14 protein-coding genes and 1 tRNA gene are annotated in these 23,943 nt (G+C 36.8%); 13 read left to right on the forward strand and 2 right to left on the reverse strand.

The window, feature by feature from the left end:
• The first annotated feature begins 5 nt into the window (after positions 1-5).
• On the forward strand, positions 6-1,493 hold the full coding sequence (locus BGC7_RS07435; protein WP_082206532.1) for a RagB/SusD family nutrient uptake outer membrane protein: 1,488 nt from the start codon (positions 6-8) through the stop codon (positions 1,491-1,493).
• A 26-nt stretch (positions 1,494-1,519) separates the two neighbouring features.
• Positions 1,520-2,851: a TlpA family protein disulfide reductase gene (locus BGC7_RS07440; protein WP_050700922.1), complete on the forward strand. Its 1,332-nt coding sequence runs from the start codon at positions 1,520-1,522 to the stop codon at positions 2,849-2,851.
• A gap of 109 nt (positions 2,852-2,960) precedes the next feature.
• Here the strand turns inward: BGC7_RS07440 and BGC7_RS07445 are convergent, their stop codons facing one another.
• Positions 2,961-4,172: an ROK family transcriptional regulator gene (locus BGC7_RS07445; RefSeq protein ID WP_050700923.1), complete on the reverse strand. Its 1,212-nt coding sequence runs from the start codon at positions 4,170-4,172 to the stop codon at positions 2,961-2,963.
• Between the two features lie 636 nt (positions 4,173-4,808).
• Here BGC7_RS07445 and BGC7_RS07450 point away from each other — a divergent pair.
• The 10 genes from BGC7_RS07450 (at position 4,809) to BGC7_RS07495 (ending at position 21,367) form a co-directional block, all read left to right on the forward strand.
• Positions 4,809-5,912, forward strand: a complete 1,104-nt coding sequence (locus BGC7_RS07450; RefSeq protein WP_050700924.1) for a DUF4434 domain-containing protein — start codon at positions 4,809-4,811, stop codon at positions 5,910-5,912.
• 11 nt (positions 5,913-5,923) lie between these two features.
• Complete coding sequence (locus BGC7_RS07455; RefSeq protein ID WP_050700925.1) at positions 5,924-7,324, forward strand: sugar porter family MFS transporter; 1,401 nt, start codon at positions 5,924-5,926, stop codon at positions 7,322-7,324.
• 33 nt (positions 7,325-7,357) lie between these two features.
• Positions 7,358-8,539, forward strand: coding sequence for a n-acyl-d-glucosamine 2-epimerase (locus tag BGC7_RS07460; protein WP_082206535.1), 1,182 nt, complete (start codon positions 7,358-7,360; stop codon positions 8,537-8,539).
• A 2-nt stretch (positions 8,540-8,541) separates the two neighbouring features.
• Positions 8,542-10,449, forward strand: coding sequence for an FAD-dependent oxidoreductase (locus BGC7_RS07465; protein WP_050700927.1), 1,908 nt, complete (start codon positions 8,542-8,544; stop codon positions 10,447-10,449).
• Between the two features lie 9 nt (positions 10,450-10,458).
• The gene (locus tag BGC7_RS07470; protein WP_050700928.1) at positions 10,459-11,544 is read left to right on the forward strand and encodes an SGNH/GDSL hydrolase family protein; all 1,086 of its coding nucleotides are present in this window, start codon (positions 10,459-10,461) and stop codon (positions 11,542-11,544) included.
• A gap of 233 nt (positions 11,545-11,777) precedes the next feature.
• A complete protein-coding gene (locus BGC7_RS07475; RefSeq protein WP_050700929.1) occupies positions 11,778-14,906 on the forward strand; it encodes a SusC/RagA family TonB-linked outer membrane protein in 3,129 nt (1,042 codons plus the stop codon).
• Between the two features lie 11 nt (positions 14,907-14,917).
• Positions 14,918-16,792, forward strand: a complete 1,875-nt coding sequence (locus BGC7_RS07480) for a RagB/SusD family nutrient uptake outer membrane protein (protein ID WP_050700930.1) — start codon at positions 14,918-14,920, stop codon at positions 16,790-16,792.
• A 21-nt stretch (positions 16,793-16,813) separates the two neighbouring features.
• The gene (locus tag BGC7_RS07485) at positions 16,814-18,187 is read left to right on the forward strand and encodes a BT_3987 domain-containing protein (RefSeq protein WP_185112958.1); all 1,374 of its coding nucleotides are present in this window, start codon (positions 16,814-16,816) and stop codon (positions 18,185-18,187) included.
• A gap of 92 nt (positions 18,188-18,279) precedes the next feature.
• Positions 18,280-20,082, forward strand: coding sequence for a DUF4855 domain-containing protein (locus BGC7_RS07490; RefSeq protein ID WP_050701079.1), 1,803 nt, complete (start codon positions 18,280-18,282; stop codon positions 20,080-20,082).
• A gap of 28 nt (positions 20,083-20,110) precedes the next feature.
• Positions 20,111-21,367, forward strand: a complete 1,257-nt coding sequence (locus BGC7_RS07495; protein WP_050700932.1) for a hypothetical protein — start codon at positions 20,111-20,113, stop codon at positions 21,365-21,367.
• A gap of 168 nt (positions 21,368-21,535) precedes the next feature.
• Here the strand turns inward: BGC7_RS07495 and BGC7_RS07500 are convergent.
• Positions 21,536-21,609, reverse strand: a tRNA-Met gene (locus BGC7_RS07500).
• Between the two features lie 215 nt (positions 21,610-21,824).
• On the opposite strand from BGC7_RS07500, the gene BGC7_RS07505 reads away from it, so the two are divergent.
• Positions 21,825-23,894 (forward strand): LptF/LptG family permease, encoded by a 2,070-nt coding sequence (locus BGC7_RS07505; RefSeq protein WP_050700933.1) that lies wholly within the window; start codon positions 21,825-21,827, stop codon positions 23,892-23,894.
• Positions 23,895-23,943: the final 49 nt, after the last annotated feature.

Consider the following 23,943-nt stretch of genomic DNA (forward strand, 5'->3'; position numbering starts at 1 on the left):
CGAATATGAAACATCTAAAATATATACTAATATCTGCATTTTTTGTCTTAGCTTCGTCATGCGGTGATTTTTTAGATAAAACACCATCTACATCAACTAATGCGCCTGTAGAAAGTGTAAGTCAACTTCTTGCCTTGATAGATAATATACCCACTCTTGCTTATGAGACAAGTAATAATATTCCTGCAGGAAGCGATGATAATGAGGTGTCGAGAGAACTCTATAAATCTTCGCCTAATAGCTTCTCTATAGATCGAATGTTTTATCTTACAAATTATTTTGACGGAATATCTTCACAGGCTACAGACGGATTGTGGTCTGGCTTATATTCTAATATTTACAGAGCCAATCTTATAATAAATAATATAGACAAAGTCTCAGGATCGAATGATGATAGAGAAACTGTGCGTGTAAATGCTCATTTCCTGAGAGCCTATTCTTACTGGGTGCTCATAAATACTTATTCGCTCCCATATAGTGATGCTAATCTTAGCTCATTGGGTGTACCCAAGAAGTTAGGAATAGACTTTGAAGAGTCCTTAAAAAGAGTTTCACAGCAGGAAATTTATAATCTGATAGACGCTGATTTGGCTGTCGCAGCACAAACGAAGATAATAAAGGTTGATCCTAAATTACCTTGGCGGGTATCTAAAAACACAGTGGATTCTTTTCGTGCACGTTTATATCTTTATCAGAATAGGTATGATAAAGCATTGGAGTATGCTACTAATGCTGTTACAGATGCCCCCGACTTGCTAGACTATAATACATTAGGATGGTCTAATCCTATTTCATATCCGGCTACAGGCAATTTACCTGCTCAAACCTTATATTATAGTGAGACACATGACTGGGGAGCTGCAAAATTTCTTTTCTGGCAAGAATGGATATATCCTCGCTTAGCAAATGACCGTTCTCAATGGTTTTTGCCATCAAAAGAGTTGGTTGATCTTTACGATCATCAAAATGATTTACGTTTCGATTTATTGTACGTTGAGCATGGAAACAGAAGATTTAGTGTTCCGTACGAAGCTTATCGTTACAACTTTTTCAGTGATGGAAGATATGCAATATCTGGTCTTACTACCGCAGAAGTAGTATTGATAAAGGCTGAATCGCAGATTCGTACAGGAAATTGGCAAACAGGGCTGAAAACTCTTGATGATCTAAGAATTAAGCGTTACAAGGCAGGCACATACACCCCTCTGTCTGCTGCAAACCAAAGTGAAGCTCTCAAAATTGTATTGGCAGAACGTCGTAGAGAACTTCCTTTTGCTTTCAGAATGTATGATGTCAGACGTTTTAGTGTGACTGATACGAAAGAAGACGATGTGGTTATGACCCGTGAATTCTTCAAGATAGGTCTTTCGGGTGTAGATGTAAATACACCGATTACATATACAATTCCTGTGGGAAGTTCGTTATATGCCTTGCCTATCAATCAGGTAGAAATAAATGCGAGCCATGGAGAGATTGAACAAAATAAGTATTAATCTTTTTTAGATATATTAGTTTGATTATGAAAAATATATGTTTAGTCGTATTGAGTTTTGTCTCAATTACTGCCGCAGCTCAAAGTACAGCAACTATATATGGTACAATTTCTGATATGGCCGGAAAGAAAGTTGATATGACTTATGATAATGATCTCAACTTACTCGGAACAAGTCGTGATCAGATGTTGGATGTGGATTCGGCAGGCAATTTTAGCCTTACGTTTCCTCTCGATCGTCCTTCTTTCTTTAGGCTGAGAAGAAATACCATTTATTTATCTCCGGGAGACAATCTGAAGGCTAATCTTACCAGTTCTAATCTTGATGCTGTATTTGAAGGTACAAGTCAAGAATTAAACACGTACATGAAAAAAAGATTATTTCCTAAAGGTGGCTCATTTTTAGGAAATATAGGTCGAGTCAACTTATCATTTGGCTTTGATGCCATAAAATTCAAAATAGATTCTTTGGCTACTCTCCGTAGAGTAGAATTAGCCAATGTAAAAGAAGCTTCGCCTGCATTCAAGGATCTGGAGCAAGCCCGTATTACAGCCGATGTAATTAATAGTTATCAGTCATATTTATTTTATTATAATGGTGGCGACAAGTTTAAAGATGATGGTAATCAAGTAGCCTTCAAAACATCACTCCTTCCTATTATAACCCCTCTGCTTCAATCTATAAACGAGGATAAATATATGGACGTGGCAGTGGTACGTGATGTGTTGTCGAAAGTATATGATGATAGCATATATAAGCAGACAATAGAGCTCAAACCTCGTATAAAAACTCTGTTTCAAGCTTCGGAATATGCTGATATTCTCGACCGTAAGTTTACAGAGCAAGATCTGAGTAATATAGATAGCTATTTAGCGCAGTTGCCTGCGGGAGATGTCCGTGATGAATTACAGAAAAAAAGAAATTCTGTTGATATTCTAAGTAAAGGGCATGTTGCAACAGACTTAAAATTGGCAACACCAGATGGTAAAGAGGTCCTATTGAGCTCATATAAAGGGAAAGCGATCTATGTAGATCTATGGGCTACATGGTGTGGTCCATGTATCAAAGAATCACCGTATTTCCATAGTTTGGCAGAGAAATACAAGGATAAAAATATTGTGTTTTTAGCAGTTTCTACCGATACGGAGAAGAAATCATGGCTTAAGTTTTTAGAAAAAAAGGAGTCTCATTTGCCTGAATTTATTTCTATAGATAATGAAGCATTAAAGAAAGGATGGAAGTTGAAATTTATTCCTCGTTTTCTACTCATTGCTCCCGATTTTACAATTATAGATGCTTATGCACCGCTACCATCATCAGGGGAAAAGATAGAGAGCTTGTTAGAACAATATCTTTAATATTATTAGTATATAATGTATTTAAGAAAAGGAAAGTACTACTATTTAGGTTGGTACTTTCTTTTTTTGACATGTCTTGAATTTTTTGAGTATGCAGGAGGTTTATAAGTTAATATATTTCGAATAAGCGAGTACGTGCCAACAGGCAGGCGCCAACTACCCCGGCTTTATCTTTTAGTTTCGAAATAGCTATTGTTGAGTCTTTATTTACCAGATTTAAAGAGTACTTGCGTATGGCCGTTTTTATGGGTTGCATAATATAATCTTCGGTCATTGATACAGTTCCTCCTATTATAACCATTTCCGGGTTGAATATATTAATCAGACTTGCTATTTGTTCTCCCAGTTTTTGGCCTATCTCTTCCACAAGATCTATGCAGAGCACATCTTCTTTATTTATTGCTCCTATTATTTCGTCTAATGTAACAGACTCATCTTTTTGTATTTTCTTTGATAGTAGAGATGAGGCGCCATTACGCACCTGTTCGAAAAGGCGGCGGTGCATTGCCAGACCCGATGCCTCTGTTTCCAAACAGCCCTTTTTACCACAATGGCATAGAATCTCGTTGTCATATATTTTCATATGCCCAAATTCGCCGGCAAAACCGGATTTTCCGGTATAGACCTTCCCATCTATTATAATTCCTATAGCTAAGCCCCAACTTACATTTACAAATATGATATTTTTTTCACTATTTACACAGCCCGATAGATATTCTCCATAGGTCATGGCACGGGTATCATTGTCTATAGTTACTTTATATCCATTCAGTTTTTCACTTAATATTTCGGCTAAAGGTCTTTCTTCGAAATAGAATAGACTATAACTATAGCCCGATTCGGGATTTACACGCCCCGATATATTTACATTTACATTTAATATCTTATTCTTGTCTACAGTTTGCTTATCTATAAAGCTTAGAATCAGCTCACATAGTTTGTTCATTGCTTCAGGAGTATTCTGCATCTGATATGGTAGACTCATTTTGAGGTCTACCATATCTCCCTTGAAGTTTATGAGCCCTATGTTTATAGCAGATTGCTTTACATCTACACCTATGAAGTAGCCCGATTCAGGATTCAGACCGTAAAGATTAGGGTAGCGTCCTCCTGTGGTCTCCAGTTTTCCATAATCGTTAATATAACCATCTTCACACATCTCAGCAATGAATTTAGTGACAGTTGGAACGCTTAGGTCTAACTCTTTCGACAATTCAGTGATGGTAGAACTGCCATTCTGGATATAGTAATTAATAATATTTTTCTTTATTAAAGCACTTTTTGTACCTTTTTCTATCTCTTGGAGTAGCTGTATATTCATGTTTTTTTTATTTAATGCTACTTTTTAAAATTTATTCAAAAAGTAATACAAATGTAAGTAAAAATATTATTAAATAGAGCGTTTTTTTTTATTAGTTGTTTTGTCTTGTCGTAAATGTTTGATGAGTAATGCTATTTGTATGATTTTGGTTTGTCTACTTGTCAAAGTATTTATAGCTTAAAGCTAATGAATAATGTTTGCTAAATAATATTATTTATCAACTATTATTCTGTTTTATAGTGTTTTATGACTGTGTTTTAGTTTCGAGATAGAATGATGCTTGCATTTATCTTTTATATTTTTCTTTGTTTATTTAATAATCATATGTTTCTGTATTAATTTATTACATATAACTCATATTGTAACTTTAATGTTAAATATCGGCTTATATAATTAAATATTTTATTAAATGCTTTGTTATTAAAAAATATATTTTCATATTTGCCGTTGAAAAGAAATAACCATAACTCCTATATTAAATCTGATACCTTAAGTGAAGAGGTACATGTATAAATAAGTTGGCTGATTACCATTGTAGGTATAAAAATTTATGTGAAGCCTTATTGCGATATATGTTCTCGGAAAGGAAAAATATCTAAGATACATTGTAAATGTAACTAATAACTAAAATACTATATGGAAACCAATAATCGTAGAAATTTCTTAAAGAAGGCCGCTATTGCCGGAGCTTCAGTCGTAGCAATGCCCACGGTTGCTGCATATGGTGGGGGGGCACCGGGGGGCAGGCACGACTTGGTGATTGATGAATCTGTCAATAGTAATTTAATAGTGCCTAAAGGGACAGGGCTTCATATTTCGGCGACCTTTCTTGACGAAATATCACATGATATACCACATCAGAATTGGGGCGAAAAAGAATGGGACTTGGATTTTCGCTATATGAAGAATATTGGAATTGATACAGTTATAATGATCCGTTCCGGATATCGCAAATTTATTACCTACCCTTCAGAATATCTCCTAAAGAAAGGTTGTTATATGCCTTCTGTCGATTTGGTAGATATGTATCTTCGATTGGCTACAAAATATAATATGAAATTTTATTTTGGGCTTTACGACTCAGGGGAGTATTGGGATACAGGTGACTTGTCGCATGAAATAGAGTATAATAAATATGTGATAGATGAAGTCTGGAAAAAATATGGTGAAAAATATAAAAGTTTTGGAGGCTGGTATGTCAGTGGAGAAATAAGCCGTAAGACAAAGGGGGCTATAAATGCTTTTTATTCCATGGGAAAGCAGTGTAAAGATGTTTCTAATGGGTTACCTACATTTATATCTCCATGGATAGATGGGAAGAAAGCGGTTATGGCTGCATCCGGGCAGTTGACAAAATCTGAATCGGTTTCGATACAGGAGCATGAAAAAGAATGGGGTGAGATATTTGACGGAATAAAAGGTGTTGTTGATGCATGTGCTTTTCAGGACGGGCAAATTGACTATGACGAATTAGATGCATTCTTCGAAGTGAATAAAAAACTTGCCGATAAGTATGGGCTTCAATGCTGGACAAATGCAGAAACCTTTGATCGGGATATGCCTATCAAATTTTTCCCTATCAAATTCGATAAACTACGAATGAAGCTAGAGGCTGCTAAAAGAGCGGGTTATGATAAAGCGATAACATTTGAGTTTTCTCATTTTATGAGCCCTCAATCTGCATACTTGCAAGCAGGGCACTTGTATGACCGGTATAAAGAATATTTTCAAATAAAATAACCTTTCAATTAATGAATTCAGGTGTAAATATAAGCTATATAAGCTTTTTGTCTGTTGTAGCAGCTCTCGGAGGCTTTCTTTTCGGATACGATACAGCGGTTATATCGGGAACGATAGCGCAGGTTTCTGCCCAGTTTTCGCTCGATGCTTTATCGCAGGGATGGTATGTTGGTTGTGCACTTGTCGGTTCTATTCTAGGAGTGATGTGTGCCGGCATTTTGAGTGACAAGTTCGGCCGTAAAAAAACTCTTCTGGTAGCAGCAATTCTATTTTCTGTTTCTGCACTGGGTTGTGCTTTGGCTTCCGATTTCGATCATCTGGTTGTAGCCCGAATTATAGGAGGAGTTGGTATAGGAGTAGTATCTATTATTTCTCCACTTTATATTTCGGAAATATCAGTCGCCGAATATAGAGGGCGTCTTGTTTCTCTCTATCAGTTAGCTGTTACAGTTGGCTTTTTGGGAGCATATCTTGTTAATTATGCGTTGTTGAGTTATTCTGCAAATGGAGCAGAGCAACTGACTACTCCTGTATTGTATCATATTTTTCATAACGAAGTCTGGCGTAGTATGTTGGGTATGGCAGTAATACCTGCGTTAATATTCTTTATTGTCATATTTTTTATACCTGAAAGCCCTAGATGGCTGATCCTGAAAAAACGGGATGCAAAGGCTGAAACTATATTGAGTCATATATATGGATCTGTAGAATCTGCTATCTATGAGATGAATGAAACTAAAAATACAATAGGAGGTGAGACCAAATCTAATTGGCGTATCCTGTTGAAGCCGGGCATAAAGAAAGCCGTTGCCATAGGAGTGGCTATTGCTATGCTTGGGCAGTTTATGGGGGTCAATGCAGTCCTTTATTATGGACCTTCTATTTTCGAGAGTAGCGGCTTGTCAGGCGATGATTCTCTTTTTTATCAGGTAATTGTAGGCCTCGTAAACATGCTGACTACTGTTTTGGCTATCTTTATTATAGACAAAATCGGGCGAAAGAAGCTTGTATATTATGGTGTTTCGGGTATGATTGTTTCACTTCTTCTTATTGCGTTCTATTTTGTAAAAGGAACAGATCTGGGGATTCCTAACGTGCTGTTGTTAATTTTCTTTTTAGCCTATATCTTCTTCTGTGCTGTATCTATCTGTGCTGTAATCTGGGTTCTGCTATCAGAAATGTATCCGATCAAAGTACGAGGCTTGGCCATGTCTATAGCCGGATTCTCCCTTTGGATAGGAACATATCTCATAGGCCAGCTTACACCTTGGTTGTTGCAGAATCTGAAACCTGAAGGAACCTTCATTCTATTTGCCGTTATGTGTGTGCCATATATGCTTATAGTCTGGAAATTGGTGCCTGAGACTACAGGTAAATCCTTGGAGGAAATAGAAAAATACTGGGAAACATAAATCTGAAAAATACATTATAAAAAATACAATCTTATGGATTTAAAAAAATTAGAGAAGCAGTACAAATCGGAGCTGCTAGACAATGTTTTGCCCTTTTGGCTCGCAAATTCTCAGGATAAAGAATTTGGAGGATACTTTTCTTGCCTCGATAGAGACGGCTCTGTATTCGATACGGACAAATTCATCTGGTTGCAAGGGCGCGAAGTTTGGATGTTTTCCTCGATGTATAACAATGTGGAGAAACGGCAGGAGTGGTTGGATTGTGCTATACAAGGAGGCGAATTTCTGAAAAAATACGGACACGATGGTAATTACAATTGGTATTTTTCTCTCGATAGTAAGGGTAGCCCGCTTGTAGAACCATATAATATATTTTCATACACCTTTGCCACAATGGCATTCGGGCAACTGAACAAAGCTACCGGAAATGAAGAATATGCAGAAATAGCCCGTAAAACGTTCAATATTATCCTATCGAAATTAGATAATCCAAAAGGTAAATGGAATAAAATGTACCCAGGTACCCGGGATCTGAAAAATTTTGCATTACCTATGATCTTATGCAATCTCGGACTCGAAGTAGAGCATCTGATATCGGAAGATTGTTTGGCTAAGTTAATGGATACATGTATCCATGAAGTTATGGATGTGTTTTGTCGTCCTGAACTTGATGGACTTATTGTTGAAAATGTAACGACAGACGGACAACTATCCGATACCTTCGATGGCCGCTTAATGAATCCCGGACATGCTATTGAGGCTATGTGGTTTATAATGGATCTGGGAAAACGTCTCAAAAGACCGCATTTGATAGAAAAGGCTGTTAAAAACACATTGAAAATGCTTGATTATGGCTGGGATAAGGAATATGGTGGCATTTTTTATTATATGGATCGCTTAGGACGTCCGCCTCAACAGTTAGAATGGGATCAGAAGCTGTGGTGGGTACACATCGAAACGCTTATATCTCTACTTAAAGGCTATAGTCTTACTGGATCGAAAGAGTGTTTAGAGTGGTTTGAAAAGGTTCATGAATATACCTGGACACATTTTAAAGATCATGAATATCCTGAATGGTACGGGTATCTTAATCGCCGGGGAGAAGTATTACTCTCTCTTAAAGGAGGAAAATGGAAAGGATGTTTTCATGTTCCACGCGGACTATATCAGTGTTGGAAGGTTTTGGAAGAAATAAACGGAAAAACAGGAATATAATCATGAAAAAATCAATGCTAATTGTCCTATTCATGATTGCTGTCTCATCAGTATTTCCTCTCTCAGGTTGTTCTATCTCAAAGAATTGGGATGCTGAGGTCGACCTATTGGTTGTGGGAGGTGGAACCAGTGGGGTTGCTGCTGGAATACAGGCATCCAGAATGGGGATTGAAACATTGATTGTAGAAGAATCGACTTGGCTTGGGGGGATGTTAACTTCAGCCGGAGTTAGCGCTATCGACGGTAATCATAAATTACCCGGAGGTTTGTGGGGCGAATTTAGGGATTCTCTTGTCAGTTATTACGGGCATACAGATTCTCTAAGGACAGGATGGGTTAGCAGTGTTCTTTTCGAACCATCAGTCGGAAATCTGATCTTTAAGAAAATGTGTTCTCAGCAGGATAAACTTAAAGTCTGGTATAAGACTACTATTATTGCTGCTAGTAGAATCAATGATAAGTGGGAGATTACCCTCGATACAGATGGCAGTACTAAAACGGTAAAGGCGTCTGTTCTTGTCGATGCGACAGAGTTGGGTGATGTTGCTAAAATGTGCGGAGTGAGATATGATATTGGTATGGATAGCAAAAATGAAACTTATGAAAGTATTGCTCCTCTATTGTCGAATGACATTGTACAAGATCTCACATATGTGGCAATATTGAAAGATTATGGACATGATGTACTTATTCCTCGTCCCGAAGCTTATGATTCTACTCTTTTTGCATGTGCATGTATAAATGATCTTTGTATTTCTCCGAAAGAGCCTGACCGAATGTGGACAAAAGATAAAATGATTACATACGGAAAATTGCCTAATAACAAGTATATGATTAATTGGCCTATCGAAGGTAACGACTATTATCTAAATATTTTGGAATTATCGTCTTCTGAGAGAAAAGATGCTTTAGACAAGGCCAAAAACCATACAATGAATTTTGTATATTATTTACAGAAAGACTTAGGCTTTACTACTCTTGGATTAGCTGATGACGAATTTCCAACAGAAAATAGGTTGCCTATTATTCCATATCACAGAGAGTCGCGGAGGATACATGGAAAAACACGTTTCACATTAGATTACATAACAGCGCCTTATAGCCAGCAATATAAATTATACAGGACAAACATTGCCGTAGGCGATTATCCGGTAGATCATCATCATGGACGCTATCATGGCGATGAGTCGCTACCCAATCTTTATTTCTATCCGGTTCCCTCATACGGAATTCCTTTAGGGGCATTAATACCAGAAGATGTAGAAGGATTGATTGTAGCTGAAAAGTCCATTTCTGTATCTAATTTAGTTAATGGAACAACGCGCCTGCAACCTGTAGTTCTCCAGATTGGCCAGGCTGCGGGAGTATTAGCGGCCATAGCAATAGAAAATAAATGTAAAGTTGAAGCTGTTTCTGTTCGGGAGGTACAAAAAAAACTTCTTTCTGCCAATGGATATTTGCAACCATATCTTGACGTAGAAAAGGATGATAAACGTTTTCCGGTATATCAACGAATAGGCTCTACAGGTATTCTTCGAGGTGAAGGGCGTAATATTGGATGGGAAAACCAAACCTGGCTACGAGCAGATTCTTTATTACTCCTATCGGAACTGGATGAACTCATGGAGTTTTATCCAGCAATTCGAAACAAATTACAGATCGATGGTAAAAATGTTTTTCTGAAAGATGTATTGGAGATACTTCATATTATTCAGGATGGTAAGCAGGCTGTTTCTTATGCAAATGTAGAATCAGAAGCAAGAAATTTATATACAGAGTATTCTTTAGGGACGTTCGATCTTGATTCGCTGCTAACAAGAGGTGCATTCGCTGTATTGGTAGATGGTATATTAAGACCATTCGATGAAGATGTAGATATATATGGAAATCAAATGTGTAATAAAAATTGATGTTTAATAATGAAAAATATAGTGTACATACTATTAATAGCCTTATTATATTTTCCGGAAGTAAATTCTCAGATAGTATATCATAATGCAGACGAATTTCCTCTTTATGGAAAAGCAACAGTTCATACCGAATCCCGTTATGAGCGTTTGCCCGATTCTCTGAAAGATACATTGCGTAAACCTTTATGGAATCTAGGGAAAAATACTGCCGGACTGGCTGTGAGATTTCGGTCAAATTCGACTACAATTGCTGCAAAGTGGAACGTATTGTTCAACAATGTAATGGATCATATGACTTTTGTCAATACGAAAGGACTAGATCTTTACAGCCTAAAGGATGGAGCATGGAGGTTTGTCAATGTAGCCCGCCCTTTCGGGCATGAAAATAGTGCTGTCATTATTGCTAATATGGAACCAATAGATAGGGAATATCTTCTTTATCTACCTCTTTATGACGGGATTACTTCCTTGTCTATCGGTGTCGATTCAATAAGCTACTTGTCTCAGCCGCTTATAGACTATCCTGTTAGAGAAAAACCCTTAGTTTTTTATGGGACAAGCATACTACAAGGAGGCTGTGCATCTCGTCCCGGTATGGCTCATACCAATATTATATCCCGTCGTTTGAATCGTGAAATAATCAATCTTGGATTTAGCGGGAATGCTTTTCTCGATCTGGAAATTGCTCATATAATGGCTGAAGTAGATGCCGGAGCATTTATTCTCGATTTTGTGCCAAATGCTTCTGTGCAGCAAATGGACGAGAAAGGAGTAGATTTCTATAGAATTATACGAGAAAAACATTCTTCGACGCCTATTCTGTTTATTGAAGATCCGGTCTTTACACATATGATATTCGATCGGAAAGTGGCAAAAGAAGTGGAAGCAAAAAATAAAGCTCTTCATGCTCTATTCGATAAGCTAAAAGGTCAGGGAGAAAACAATATTCATCTGGTGCCTTCTGCCAATATGATAGGACATGATGGTGAAGCCACTATTGATGCTATACATTTTACCGATCTCGGTTTTGTCAGATATGCCGATATGCTTTGTCCTATTATTCAGAATTTAATAAAATATTCAGATAGTAAATAGCTTGTTCTTATTAATCTTTTGCAAAGACCCCAAAAAGTAATACTGTTCTTTCGTTAATTCAGGTTTTGCTTTTGACAACTTATTGGTAAATAAAATACTGTAATATAAACGTAATAGATTATTGCCTATGAAAAACTTAAATTGAGCTTACCTTTTTCTTCTATTCAGGTCGAACGATTTGTTCGGGATGAAAATTTATTAAATCAGTTAATCTAAAAATAATTACTAAACTAATGATGTATAATTTTCAAGTAAAAGCGTTCTTCTATAGATCGAGAATACGAATAGTCAGTGTAATAATATTATGTTTTGTTGCAACAATAGATACAGTAGCAAACGATTATTATTTACAGCCTGTTGATTTTTCTCTAAAGACTACCGATCAGATTGGTAGGAAGAAAGTTACCGGAAAAGTTTTAGATGAGTTTGGAGATCCTATCCCTAGTGCTTCCGTTCTAGTTGCAGGTAGTCCTCGGGGAGTTTTTACAGATATAGATGGTAGCTTCGAAATAGAAGTTTCAGATAATGACAAATTAGAATTCTCTTTTTTGGGAATGGAAACACAAGTGATATCGGTTGGAACTAAAAAGCAATTTCTTATAAACCTTAAGCCTAAAGCAGCGGAGTTGGACGAGGTGACGGTAGTTGCTTATGGAAAACAAAGGAAAGAAAGTATAATCGGTGCAATAAATACAGTAACTACAGATAAATTGAAATTGCCTGTTGCTAAGCTAAGTTCTGGTTTGGCAGGACAATTGGCCGGTATAGTTGTTATGCAGCGTTCGGGAGAGCCGGGAGCCGGAGCCGACTTTTGGATTCGGGGAGTTAATACTTTCGGAGCCAATAATAAGCCTTTGGTTTTAGTTGATGGGATAGAACGTGATCTGGATTTAGTTGATGCAGAAGATATAGCATCATTCTCTATATTGAAAGATGCAACAGCTACGGCATTGTACGGTGTTCGCGGTGCTAATGGTATTGTTCTGATAACTACCAAGCGAGGAACTGAGTCTGCTCCAAAAGTGAGTGCTAGAGTCGAATATGGATTCTCCAGTCCCGTACGTTTACCAAAACTGGCTTCAGCTTCACAGTGGATAGATTATTATAATGACATAACATTGGAAGCTTCGGGTAAATTGGCGATACAACCGGAACAACGTGCAGCTTACTTAAATGGTTCCGATCCTGATCTGTATCCAAATGTAGACTGGATGAGTACTATCTTCAAAGATATATCTAACAGTACACGCGTGAATGTTAATGTTACAGGTGGTTCTCCTAAAGTTAGATATTATGTAGGCGGTTCTTATTATACAGAAGGAAGTATATTCAATGTTGGCGATACTGATCGGTATGACGCCTCAATGAAGTATAATAGGTTTAATTTCCGATCCAATATTGATATAAATATAACATCTTCTACCGAGTTGGGCTTGTCTCTATCTACTCAGTATGAGACAAAAAATCGTCCCGGATCATCACTGTCCACATTATATGCTTATACTATAATAACACCTCCTTTATCTATTCCAACAGTTTATTCCGACGGAACAATATCTCGTCCTGTTGTTGGTATCAATCCTTACAATGCATTGAATGGTACCGGATACTCTCAGGATTTTGCAAACAATGCTCAGTCCCTGTTTTCTTTGACACAGGACTTTTCAAATATTATTACTCCCGGATTAAAAGCAAACGTTAAATATTCGTGGGATGCATATAACGGATCAACATTGGACAGAACAATAGCTCCTTCTACTTACTTTGCCACGGGCAGAGATGACAATGGAGATCTTATTCTTGTGAAAAATAATGATGGTAGCGACTATATGACTTTATCGAGGTCAAATAGCGGATCGCGAACAACCAATTTCGAAGCTTCATTAAATTACGATCAGGTTTTTGGACAAGATCATCGGGTAGGAGGGCTGTTCCTATTCAATATGAGAAGTCGTACCAATAATTTCCCCGCTAGTTATATCTATGCATTCCCATATAGGAATACAGGTATAGCAGGACGTGCAACTTATTCGTATGGAGATCGTTATTTTACTGAGTTTAATTTCGGATATAACGGGTCTGAAAACTTTTCGCCGAAAAAGCGTTTTGGATTTTTCCCTTCTTTTGCTTTAGGATATTTAATTAGCAACGAATCTTATTGGAATTCATTACGTTCGCTAGTTCATTTGCTGAAGCTTAAAGGGTCGTATGGAGAAATAGGTAATGATCAGATTGGAGGAGACCGACGCTTTGCTTTTAACTCGGAAATGAACAGTAATGCCAGCGGATATATTTTTGGTACAAATCCCGGCTCAGGTTATATAAGTGGTATTGCTACAGGTGTTCCTGGAAACGAATATGTTGCATGGGAAAAAGCGAAGAAAGGAAATATTGGTTTAGAAGTTGGCTTTTTTAATAAATTGAACCTACAGGTTGATTATTTCGATGAACGCAGATCGGGAATCTATATTCAACAAGAAAGTGTACCTAGTGTTGTTGGCCAGAATGTGACTCAATACGTTAATCTGGGAAAAATGAAAAATCAGGGTTTCGATGTGTCTTTAGAGTATGAACAGCGCCTGAATGACTGGTATTTTTCTGCACGAGCCAACTTTAATTATAATAAGAATAAGGTATTGTATGACGATAAGCCAACCCCTATTTGGCCATATCTGAGTGCAACCGGTTATCCTTACAATCAGCAGAGAGGCCTTATTTCGTTAGGCTTGTTCGAATCGGAACAAGATATAGCTGATAGCCCTAAACATACATTCGGTAATGTTCGTCCCGGAGATATCAAGTATAAAGATATCAATGGAGATAATGTTATTGATGCAAATGATATGGTGGCAATCGGACATACAAATATTCCTGAAATCAACTATGGTTTTGGTGTGAGTGTAGGTTGGAAGGGTTTCGACCTATCCCTTTTCTTTCAGGGCGTAGGACGTGTAACTCAAATAATAGGAGGTAGTGCATTCTATGGTGCATCTGATAATATATTAAATACTGGGCAGATCTATAAAGATGTGGCAGAAAACAGATGGTCGTTAGACAATCCTGATCCAAATGCTCTTTACCCCCGCTTGTCAATGAGTAAGGTTGAGAATAATTTGCAAGCATCTACTTTTTGGCTACGCGACATGAGTTTTATCAGGCTGAAAAATACAGAACTTGGATATACTATTCCCAAAAGCATATCAAGAAAACTACGCCTCTCGTCGGTTCGTATTTATACACAAGGTGTCAATCTGTTGACCTTTAGTAAATTCAAACTGTGGGATCCTGAATTGGCTTCCAGCTATGGGAATGTTTATCCTCAGATGAAGTCTTTGACTTTGGGCCTAAATGTTAATTTCTAAAATTTACAGTTATGAAAAAATTAAAAATATCATCAATATTCTTACTTCTATCACTCTTCTTCTCTTCTTGTAGCGATTATTTGGAAGTAACTTTACTTGACCAGTTGACTCGTGATGAGACATTTAGCAAAAGAGTGTCTACTGAGCAGTATCTGGCCCATGTATATAGCTTTTTGCCACGTGAGGCGGAATACCTCGCAGAAGGAAGTTCTGTCCCTCGTAGCGATGAAGCTTTATTCTCTTGGTATCAGTGGGTTGATTATCTTATATTCAATACAGGCTCTTGGGGACCAACAACTAAAGCATTTTATATTTGGGAAGATAAATATAAGGGAATTAATCAGGCTTCTATTTTCATAGAGCATGTAGATGAATGTCTCGAGATAGATGCAGATACCAGAAATATAATGAAGGCAGAAGCGCGTTTTTTGAGAGCTTTCTTCTACTTCGAACTGTTTAGACAATATGGGCCTGTATATATTTGGGGCGATCGTGCTCCTGATTCTCTCATCAAGGCTGAAGATATAGACAGGCATACTGTCGACGAAAATGTCAACTTTATGGTAGAAGAGTTTGATAAAGCGATTGCAGTTCTACCTACCGGAGTTGATGATAAAACCAAATGGGCAGGGCGTATAACCAAAGGAGCCGCAATGGCTGCCAAGTCAAGATTACTTCTTTATGCAGCTAGTCCATTATTCAATGGATGTGATCTTTATAAGGGTAAAATGGTTAACCTGTATGGCAACTACTTGTTTCCTCAAACATCTGACCCTCAGAAATGGGAAAAAGCAGCCACTGCCGCAAAAGATATTATTGACCTGAATGTTTATGAATTATATGAAAATACTTCAGAGTCTGATCCTATGCAGAAGGCTATTAAATCTTATCAAGGTGTTATATTTGAAGAATGGAACGATGAGATCATCCTAGGTGCTTGGGCACGTAACCCTATTAATACAGGTTTGGGCGGTATCGGTTATTATTTTCATTCCCGATTTTTGCCACCTAAGGTAATGAAGAATGCTTATGGAGGTTTTTGTCCTTCCCTTAAACTTGTAGATACTTATCCTATGGCTGCTTCAGGAAGATATCCTGTTACCGGATATGATAGTAATGGTAATCCTATTATCGACTCTAAGTCGGGTTTTAATAATACAGGATTTACTGATGGATATACCCATCCAATTGAGAATTTTGCAGTTATTAAAGCTCATAATAGCAGTGTTGGACGAGATGCCCGCTATTATGCATCAGTATTTGCAAATGGCTTTTATTGGATAAATCAATACTCGGGTAAAAAGCTCGTTACATTTTATGATGGTGGAACTTCTCCTTTCTTGGGTAGTGGTGGCGACTGCGTAAAAGTTGGTTTCTTGTGGCGCCGTATGCTCGATCCAGCATTAAATACGGATAATGGTAGCTGGGGAAATGTATTTTGGCCTTATTTCCGTTTGGCTGAGATTTACCTTAACTACGCGGAAGCATGTAACGAGAAACCACAAAGAGACGAAGCTGAGGCTCTGAAGTATATAAATAAAGTTAGAGCTCGTGCCGGATTGAATAAATTGGAAGAAGCCTATCCGGAAGTGATAAACAATCAGCCCTTACTAAAAGAACTTATACAGAAAGAACGTATGGTTGAGTTAGCCTTCGAAGGACATAGATACTATGATGCACGTCGTTGGATGATTGCAGAGAAAGAGTTTACAGGACCTAATTATACTTTGAATCTGTCTGCTACTAAGTATGAAGAATCGTGGGACAGGACTACGAAAGTATGGATTGGTGGAGATCGTAAATTTGAACCAAAACATTATTTCTTCCCTATCAATCAGGAGCAGTTGAACGAGATGAGAAACATTACTCAAAACTACGGGTGGTAAATACTAAATATGAGAATACTTATGAAAAAGAATATTTATCAGATATTAATTGCTATTGTTTTTATCATGGTTACAGGATGTGATGATGATAAAGAACGCTTAATAGTAGACGATCAAGTTGGTTTTCTGAAGCCTTCTTATACAGAAGCAGAAGTTTTTCTTGGTGCAGGTCTTCCATATAAATTATATATTGTAAAAAGTGGAATAGGCAAACAAAGTGCTAAGGTTACTGTCTCGGTTAATGAAACCCTTTTGGAAGAATATAATACAAATAATAATAAGTCTTATCAGCTATTACCGGCAGATTGTTATTCTATTGTACAAAATCAACTGGTTTTTGATAACTCTGACTATAGTAAATATATTGAAGTAAAATGGGATGAAGAAAAGTTAGCATTGCTGCAACCTTCTTCAGCTTCCTATGCTTTACCCATTCAGATGACTGCCGAGGGTAATACTATTAATATTGCTGATGATCGTCAAATGACAGTAGTAGTGCCTACCCTAAAACAGCCGTATATACAGATGGCTGATGCAGGTTTATATTCTCCGGCATTTATGCCTACTATAAAAGGATTAAACGAGGAAGACATATTTGTTAAAGTTAGTATAAATTATCCTAGTGAATCGAAAGTAAGCTATCAGATAGAAGTTGATGAGCAATTGCTTAATAATTATAATACAACTCACGGTACTACATACAAAATGTTACCTGAAGATGCCTATACGTTAAACGGCTCTTGGTCTATCCCGATGAATCTTAATGAAGATTATTTCAAATTTACGTTTCACAAAAAGGCACTGATCCCTGACGAAAATACATATCTGTTTGGTAGTTATGTACTTCCCATTAAGATTACATCAGTATCTAAATATGGTGTTGATCCGGATGCTTCATATATACTATATCCGATTAGTTTCCAGCCAGATAAAATAGGTAAAACAGATTGGGCGGTTCTTGAATGGAATACTTCATCGAAAGAAGATGAGATCGCATGGCTTGCAGCTTTAGATTGGGGACCAGAAAAAACAATAGACAATAATGTTGCTACTTTCTGGGGTTCTAAATGGACTACACCAAAACCTTTTCCTTATTACTTTATATATGATATGGGAAAGGAGTATGCTTTATTCAGATTAGGATATGATAATCCGACAGGAGCAGACGCATGGAGAGGAAATGCAAAAGCCGGATATGTAGAAGTCAGTACCGATAAAGAAAATTGGAGTCGTATTGCAAATTGGACAGCACCGACCGAAGCCACTCGCAGTATCTCTTTTGATGTACCTAAAACAACAGCACGGTATATTCGCTTTGTGATAACGGATGCGTTTAGTGTATATCTTGGAGGTGCCCAGATGAATATCTCCGAATTTAATGCTTGGGGAATGTAATTTTAGATGCTGTAAAAGCACTGAATATAATGTCAGTGCTTTTACTATTTATTTGTGTTTATATTAACAATTTAAATATCACTATCTCGGAAATGAACAACTTAACTACTTTCTTTAAAGTCTTTCCATACAATATTTTATTATTCGTATGTTTAGTTTCTGGTACTAATGGTGTCTATTCTCAATCGGCACCAAAAGAATATATGACAACTGATATACAGGATCTTGCTCTTATCTATCAGGGTGGAGTTCATCGCTTGGATTGGACGGTCGATCAGATACAGCCTTATGTTGTACATCAATATGCAGACGGCCGTAAAGATTGGCTTTTCGATGGTTTTCTTTTTCTTGAGTTCAAAGATGGGAAAGGCTATGGCTACGGATCGCGTTATGATAAGAATGATGCAAGAAAAACAGAATGGCTATGGCTGTTGGATCGTATTTTCGAAGAGGGTAAATCCTTGTCTGCGTTAGATCAGTGTATTGAGAATCAAATAAAAGAAATAGGAAAACCTGATTTTAAGCATAAGGTTGTAATAGGGTTGCCGGAAGCGCTTCCAGGACAGAAAGATTGGGGCGAAATAAATGGAAAGAAGATGGATTTCTCGAAAGAAGAAGATCAGATACAGGCTACTTATTGGTATATCGACTTGTTGATGAAGCGTTTTAAAAAGGAAAAGTATAAACATCTTGATCTTGCCGGTTTCTATTGGGTATCCGAAGATGTCGAAACTTGTAAAGATTTAACTATTCCTTTAGGTAAATATATCCGTTCTTTAGACAAGAAGTTTTATTGGATACCATACTGGCAGGCTAAAGGGTTTGAAAGGTGGAAAGAACTTGGCTTTGATATTGCATATCAGCAGCCTAACCATTTCTTTAGTGCATCAGTTCCTGACAAGAGGCTTGAGGATGCGTGTATGTCTGCACATGAGCATAATATGGGTATGGAGTTCGAATTTGATGAGAAGGCATTGTACGATGCTAAAGAGTCTTCGTATAATCGTCTAAAAGCTTATATTGACTATTTTGAAAAGAATAATGTCTTCGAAGAGTCTGCAATTACTTACTATAGTGGATTTTCCGGGTTTCTTGATATGGCTAAATCTACCAATCCGAAAGATCATGCTATAATGGATCGGTTAGCAAAGCTTATTATAGATCGTCGTGGCAGATATAAGAATCTTTTAGAAAACAAAACTAAAGTGATAGCTCATCGAGGATTTTGGAAAACTCAGGGGTCTGCTCAAAACTCTATAGCTGCACTGGTAAAAGCCGATTCTATTCGTTGTTATGGTACCGAGTTTGATGTGTGGTTGGCTTCGGATGATAAACTTGTACTTAATCATGATGACGTATATGACGGACACAAAATAGAAACAACTTCATCAGAAGTGCTTCGTACACTCCGACTCTCTAATGGAGAAACGATGCCTATGTTGGAAGCATTTCTTGATAGGGCGAAAAAATTGAAGATAAAATTGATTCTAGAACTAAAACCCCATAGTAGTCCCGAGCGTGAAACAAAAGCCGTAGAACTTATTTTGAATATGGTGAAGAAGAAGGGGTTGACAAAACGTGTCGAATATATTTCTTTTTCCCGTCATGCTATCAAAGAGTTTGTGAGATTAGCCCCATCAAATACTCCAGTTCTGTATTTGGGACAGGATATATCTCCCAAAGAATTATTTGAAATGAAAGCGACAGGAGCCGATTATAATTATTGGGCATATCACAAAAATCCCCTGTGGCTACAGGAACTGAAAGACTTGAAAATGATATCTAATGTATGGACTGTAAATAATCCGCAAGAGATGTTATGGTGCATAAGAAGGGGCTTTGATTTGTTGACTACCGATGAGCCGGTCATATTTCAGAGATTAAAAAAGAAATGAAAATTATATTGTGTTTTAAATAAGTATTATGACAAGAAAAGTTATTGGCATATTTTTACTTGTAGGATGTTGTCTGCTAGGATGTGCCAGTAAACATCCTTATATAGAAGATTTACCCAATGAAATACCTATCTCGGATGATGGGGAAGATCAAGGTGTTACCGATCAGTTAAGGGTTAAGATAGTTGGAGATCAGTTGTATATATCTGCTAAGCTGAATGATGATAAGGATATTCTTTACTGGTTCAGAAAGTGTATGTTTAATGAAATATTTACTTTTTACAGAGTAGGTGTTATTGATAACAACATGAAACTACCGACTAATCTTCCTGACGCAACCCCTTCTCTTACTCTCAATTTAGCATACAGCGATAATATCGGTCCATTTAATATAACCGGCTTTGGCTGGGCCGGAGGTAATCATGCCTACATAGACAATGTAACTAAAACGGCATCTACCGAGAATGTTGCTATCTATTTGGATGATAAAATAGCGACAAAAGATACATTGGCATTAGTTGATTATGTTCATGTAAAAGTCGTAAATCATATCATGAATCCTGCTAAACCTCAAATAGTAGAAGGAAAAACGAAGTTGAATGAATTACTATGTACAGAGAGTGTAGATTATTATATTCGGAAGAATAATATTCAAGTATCTGTTACTCATAGTTTCGATAACGAGAATCCTGTAGAAGTTCAAATGTATTATGGTATGCAATCTATGTTTGAAAAAGAGACACATACAATGACTCCCAATGGAAAATATTCAGATTGGACTCTCCAGTCAGAAGTGGATACTTTCCTGAAAAAAGATTACCCGTTTTTTAGAAAATATGTAGAGAAAAACTCACAAGCATATCAGTCTTCTTTTTTGATAGACACTGGTTTGGGTAGTCACGATGCTATTGCAGACGATGACATTATTTTTATAGGTAATTCTAATGGAAAATCTTATCATAAAATTATATCGCATAAACAGTATAAAAGAGGAGATGTAACTGCTTGGCAAGGAGTCTATACTTGGTTTATAAAGCCTATTGCCGATGATGCTGATATTCTCTGTTACGAAGGAGTAATCAATGGGAAGAATACGATCTTTATCGATTGTAAAAAGGCTGTTGATAAAGAAATAACATTACCGGATAAGTATGTAGGTAAATTATTTTCTTTTTATGAAAAAACTCCGAATTCAGATATTACTGTTACAGAAGGAAAAGAGTTGAATAAGACAATGAAAATATCTTCTTCTGGTGCCTCTGGCTGTATCTTGATATTCAACTGATTTTACAATTATCCGGATTTGAGTTAATACTACTTTTTATTTATATTTACTGAAACATGCCATTGTCCACATAATAATATTGGACAATGGCTGTGTTGTACTTAGACATCATATTTTTATATAAAAAAAGAACCCACAAATTATATTTGTAAGTTCTTTATCTTTCTGTAGCGGGACCGGGACTTGAACCCGGGACCTCATGATTATGAATCATGCGCTCTAACCAGCTGAGCTATCCCGCCATCATCCTATTAGCGGGTGCAAAAATAGGAGAATATTTTATATAATACAAGCATATTCTTCTAAAATGATGAAAATATTTTTGGAGATTGAGCAATATCCTTGTTTTCAGATCGAAAATATCTAATAAAAATTAAGATTGTTATCTTTCCATATATTATTACCCTTAACATTTTTCTTTTTACTACTTTTGTACACAATTTTGCGTGTTTCATAGATGCTAAAGATTAAAAGGCTATATATATTCATTGTACAAACATTCCTTCCTGTCTTTTTTATGACATTCGGGATATGTTTGTTCATTGTATTAATGCAGTTCCTTTGGCGTTATGTCGAAGATTTGGTGGGCAAAGGGTTGGAAACAACCGTGCTGGCCGAACTTTTCTTTTATGCGGCTTTGCAATTTATACCTATGGCTTTGCCACTGGCGTTACTGCTAGCCTCTCTTATGGCATTCGGAAATATGGGAGAACGATTAGAATTGCTGGCGATAAAAGCGTCAGGAGTATCACTCCTTAAGGCTATGCAACCGTTGATCATATTGGTTGGTGCAATCGCTATAGGCGCATTCTTTTTTCAAAACGAAGGATTACCTCGTATAAATGTAAAATTCAGATCTCTACTTATATCAATAAAACAAAAATCACCGGAATTAGATATTCCGGAAGGATCTTTCTATAGTGTAATTCCTGATTATAGTATTTATGTAAAGAAGAAAGATCCGGAAACCAAGATGTTGAAAGATGTTATGATATATCAGACATCCGAAGGTTTTAATAATATGTCGGTTTTCGTCTGCGATTCTGCACTCATGAAGATGTCGGAAGACAAAACATTTCTTCTGCTAGACTTGTATGATGGTCAGCGATTTGCTAATTTCAGACAGGCAGATATTAAAAATACATCGCGTCACAGCAACAATCAGTTTGTTCCATATAGTAGAGAGAACTTTAAGACAAAAAAGATAATTATTCCATTTAATGCTGGGTTCGATCGTATGGATGAATCTGCGCTGGAAGGCACTCAAATCTCGAAAAACATAGTAGAGTTAGGGCGCTCTATAGACTCTATGACAGTCTTTATAGACAGCCTTAATAAGAGAGACAGAGCTACTATCGGAGAACGGACATATTTATCCTACAAGGCAGATCGGAAGTATTCCCGTACAGTGGAAGCTGAAAGTGCGAATGATACAGCACATTCTTCGGATAATAAAAAAGATACTATTCCTACTACTGTACCCATTGTTCCTCTCGACTTTGACTCACTGTTAAACTCATATAGCAGAGACGAAGTTTCTCAATATTATGCAACAGCAGCCAATGAAGCGGAAAATAACAGATACAATATAATTGAAGGAATACAGAAAAAAACGATTCAGAAAAATCTGAGAATGCACAAGGTAGAATGGCATCGCAAATTTGTATTGTCTTTCGCTTGCCTTGTTTTCTTTTTCATCGGTGCACCGCTTGGTGCTATTATACGAAAAGGGGGATTGGGAATGCCTGTTGTCGTTTCTGTTGCTCTGTATATTGTATATTACATAGTAGATAATATAGGTTACAAAATGGCACGTGATGCCGTATGGGAGGTTTGGCAGGGTATGTGGCTGAGTTCTGCCGTGTTCTTTCCTGTAGGTGTGTTTTTGACGTATAAGGCAATGAATGATTCGGCATTGTTTAATCCTGAGGCGTATGATAAATTCTTTAGGAAAATATTGTTTGTAAAATCGCCTGCAAAAATAAACGATGAGAAACGAAATGAAATAATAGAGAAGATCCCTGCTTTGTCCGAATTAAATATAAAATCGGAAGTGCTTGCCGGACTTCAGTCTATGGATAGTGATAAACTTAGGGATGTTATTCAAAATTATAAGAAATATAGTTATGATAAAACAAGGCAGCTTGCTGCTTTGAGTATTCTTAAATCGCGTGGCGCCGAAATAAATGATATTGTAGACCGGCAAGATAAGGAGTATATCAATATGGCAGAATCTTTGTATTGCAATAGTTCCAACATAACAAGTCTGATCTATGTGTTTTTTGTGTTATTGTCTGTAATAGCTATAATAAACTTCTCGTGGATCGTAGGTGTGCTTTACTTCCTCCTTTTTGTACGTTCTATGATATACTACTTTTCATTCTATAAAGATATTAAAGTACGCTCTAAATGGTATCATGCAATTATCCTTGTATTGTCTCTATTAGCATACCCTTTGATATATTTGTATGTAAGAAAACAAATGAAGAAAGATAAAAATGAAGTTGAGATCATAACTTATACATAAAGTAAACAGAATATCTGAAGCAATGATACTTAATGATGACGAATTATTG

The sequence above is a fragment of the Dysgonomonas sp. BGC7 genome (genome assembly GCF_001261735.1).
Taxonomy (GTDB): Bacteria; Bacteroidota; Bacteroidia; order Bacteroidales; family Dysgonomonadaceae; genus Dysgonomonas.

Coding starts and splice junctions, on each gene's coding strand:
- BGC7_RS07445 (WP_050700923.1), bottom strand. CDS start 4,172: ATGAATATACAGCTACTCCAAGAGATAGAAAAAGGTACAAAAAGTGCT.
- BGC7_RS07475 (WP_050700929.1), top strand. CDS start 11,778: ATGATGTATAATTTTCAAGTAAAAGCGTTCTTCTATAGATCGAGAATA.
- BGC7_RS07485 (WP_185112958.1), top strand. CDS start 16,814: ATGAAAAAGAATATTTATCAGATATTAATTGCTATTGTTTTTATCATG.
- BGC7_RS07470 (WP_050700928.1), top strand. CDS start 10,459: ATGAAAAATATAGTGTACATACTATTAATAGCCTTATTATATTTTCCG.
- BGC7_RS07490 (WP_050701079.1), top strand. CDS start 18,280: ATGAACAACTTAACTACTTTCTTTAAAGTCTTTCCATACAATATTTTA.
- BGC7_RS07495 (WP_050700932.1), top strand. CDS start 20,111: ATGACAAGAAAAGTTATTGGCATATTTTTACTTGTAGGATGTTGTCTG.
- BGC7_RS07440 (WP_050700922.1), top strand. CDS start 1,520: ATGAAAAATATATGTTTAGTCGTATTGAGTTTTGTCTCAATTACTGCC.
- BGC7_RS07450 (WP_050700924.1), top strand. CDS start 4,809: ATGGAAACCAATAATCGTAGAAATTTCTTAAAGAAGGCCGCTATTGCC.
- BGC7_RS07435 (WP_082206532.1), top strand. CDS start 6: ATGAAACATCTAAAATATATACTAATATCTGCATTTTTTGTCTTAGCT.
- BGC7_RS07480 (WP_050700930.1), top strand. CDS start 14,918: ATGAAAAAATTAAAAATATCATCAATATTCTTACTTCTATCACTCTTC.
- BGC7_RS07460 (WP_082206535.1), top strand. CDS start 7,358: ATGGATTTAAAAAAATTAGAGAAGCAGTACAAATCGGAGCTGCTAGAC.
- BGC7_RS07455 (WP_050700925.1), top strand. CDS start 5,924: ATGAATTCAGGTGTAAATATAAGCTATATAAGCTTTTTGTCTGTTGTA.
- BGC7_RS07505 (WP_050700933.1), top strand. CDS start 21,825: ATGCTAAAGATTAAAAGGCTATATATATTCATTGTACAAACATTCCTT.
- BGC7_RS07465 (WP_050700927.1), top strand. CDS start 8,542: ATGAAAAAATCAATGCTAATTGTCCTATTCATGATTGCTGTCTCATCA.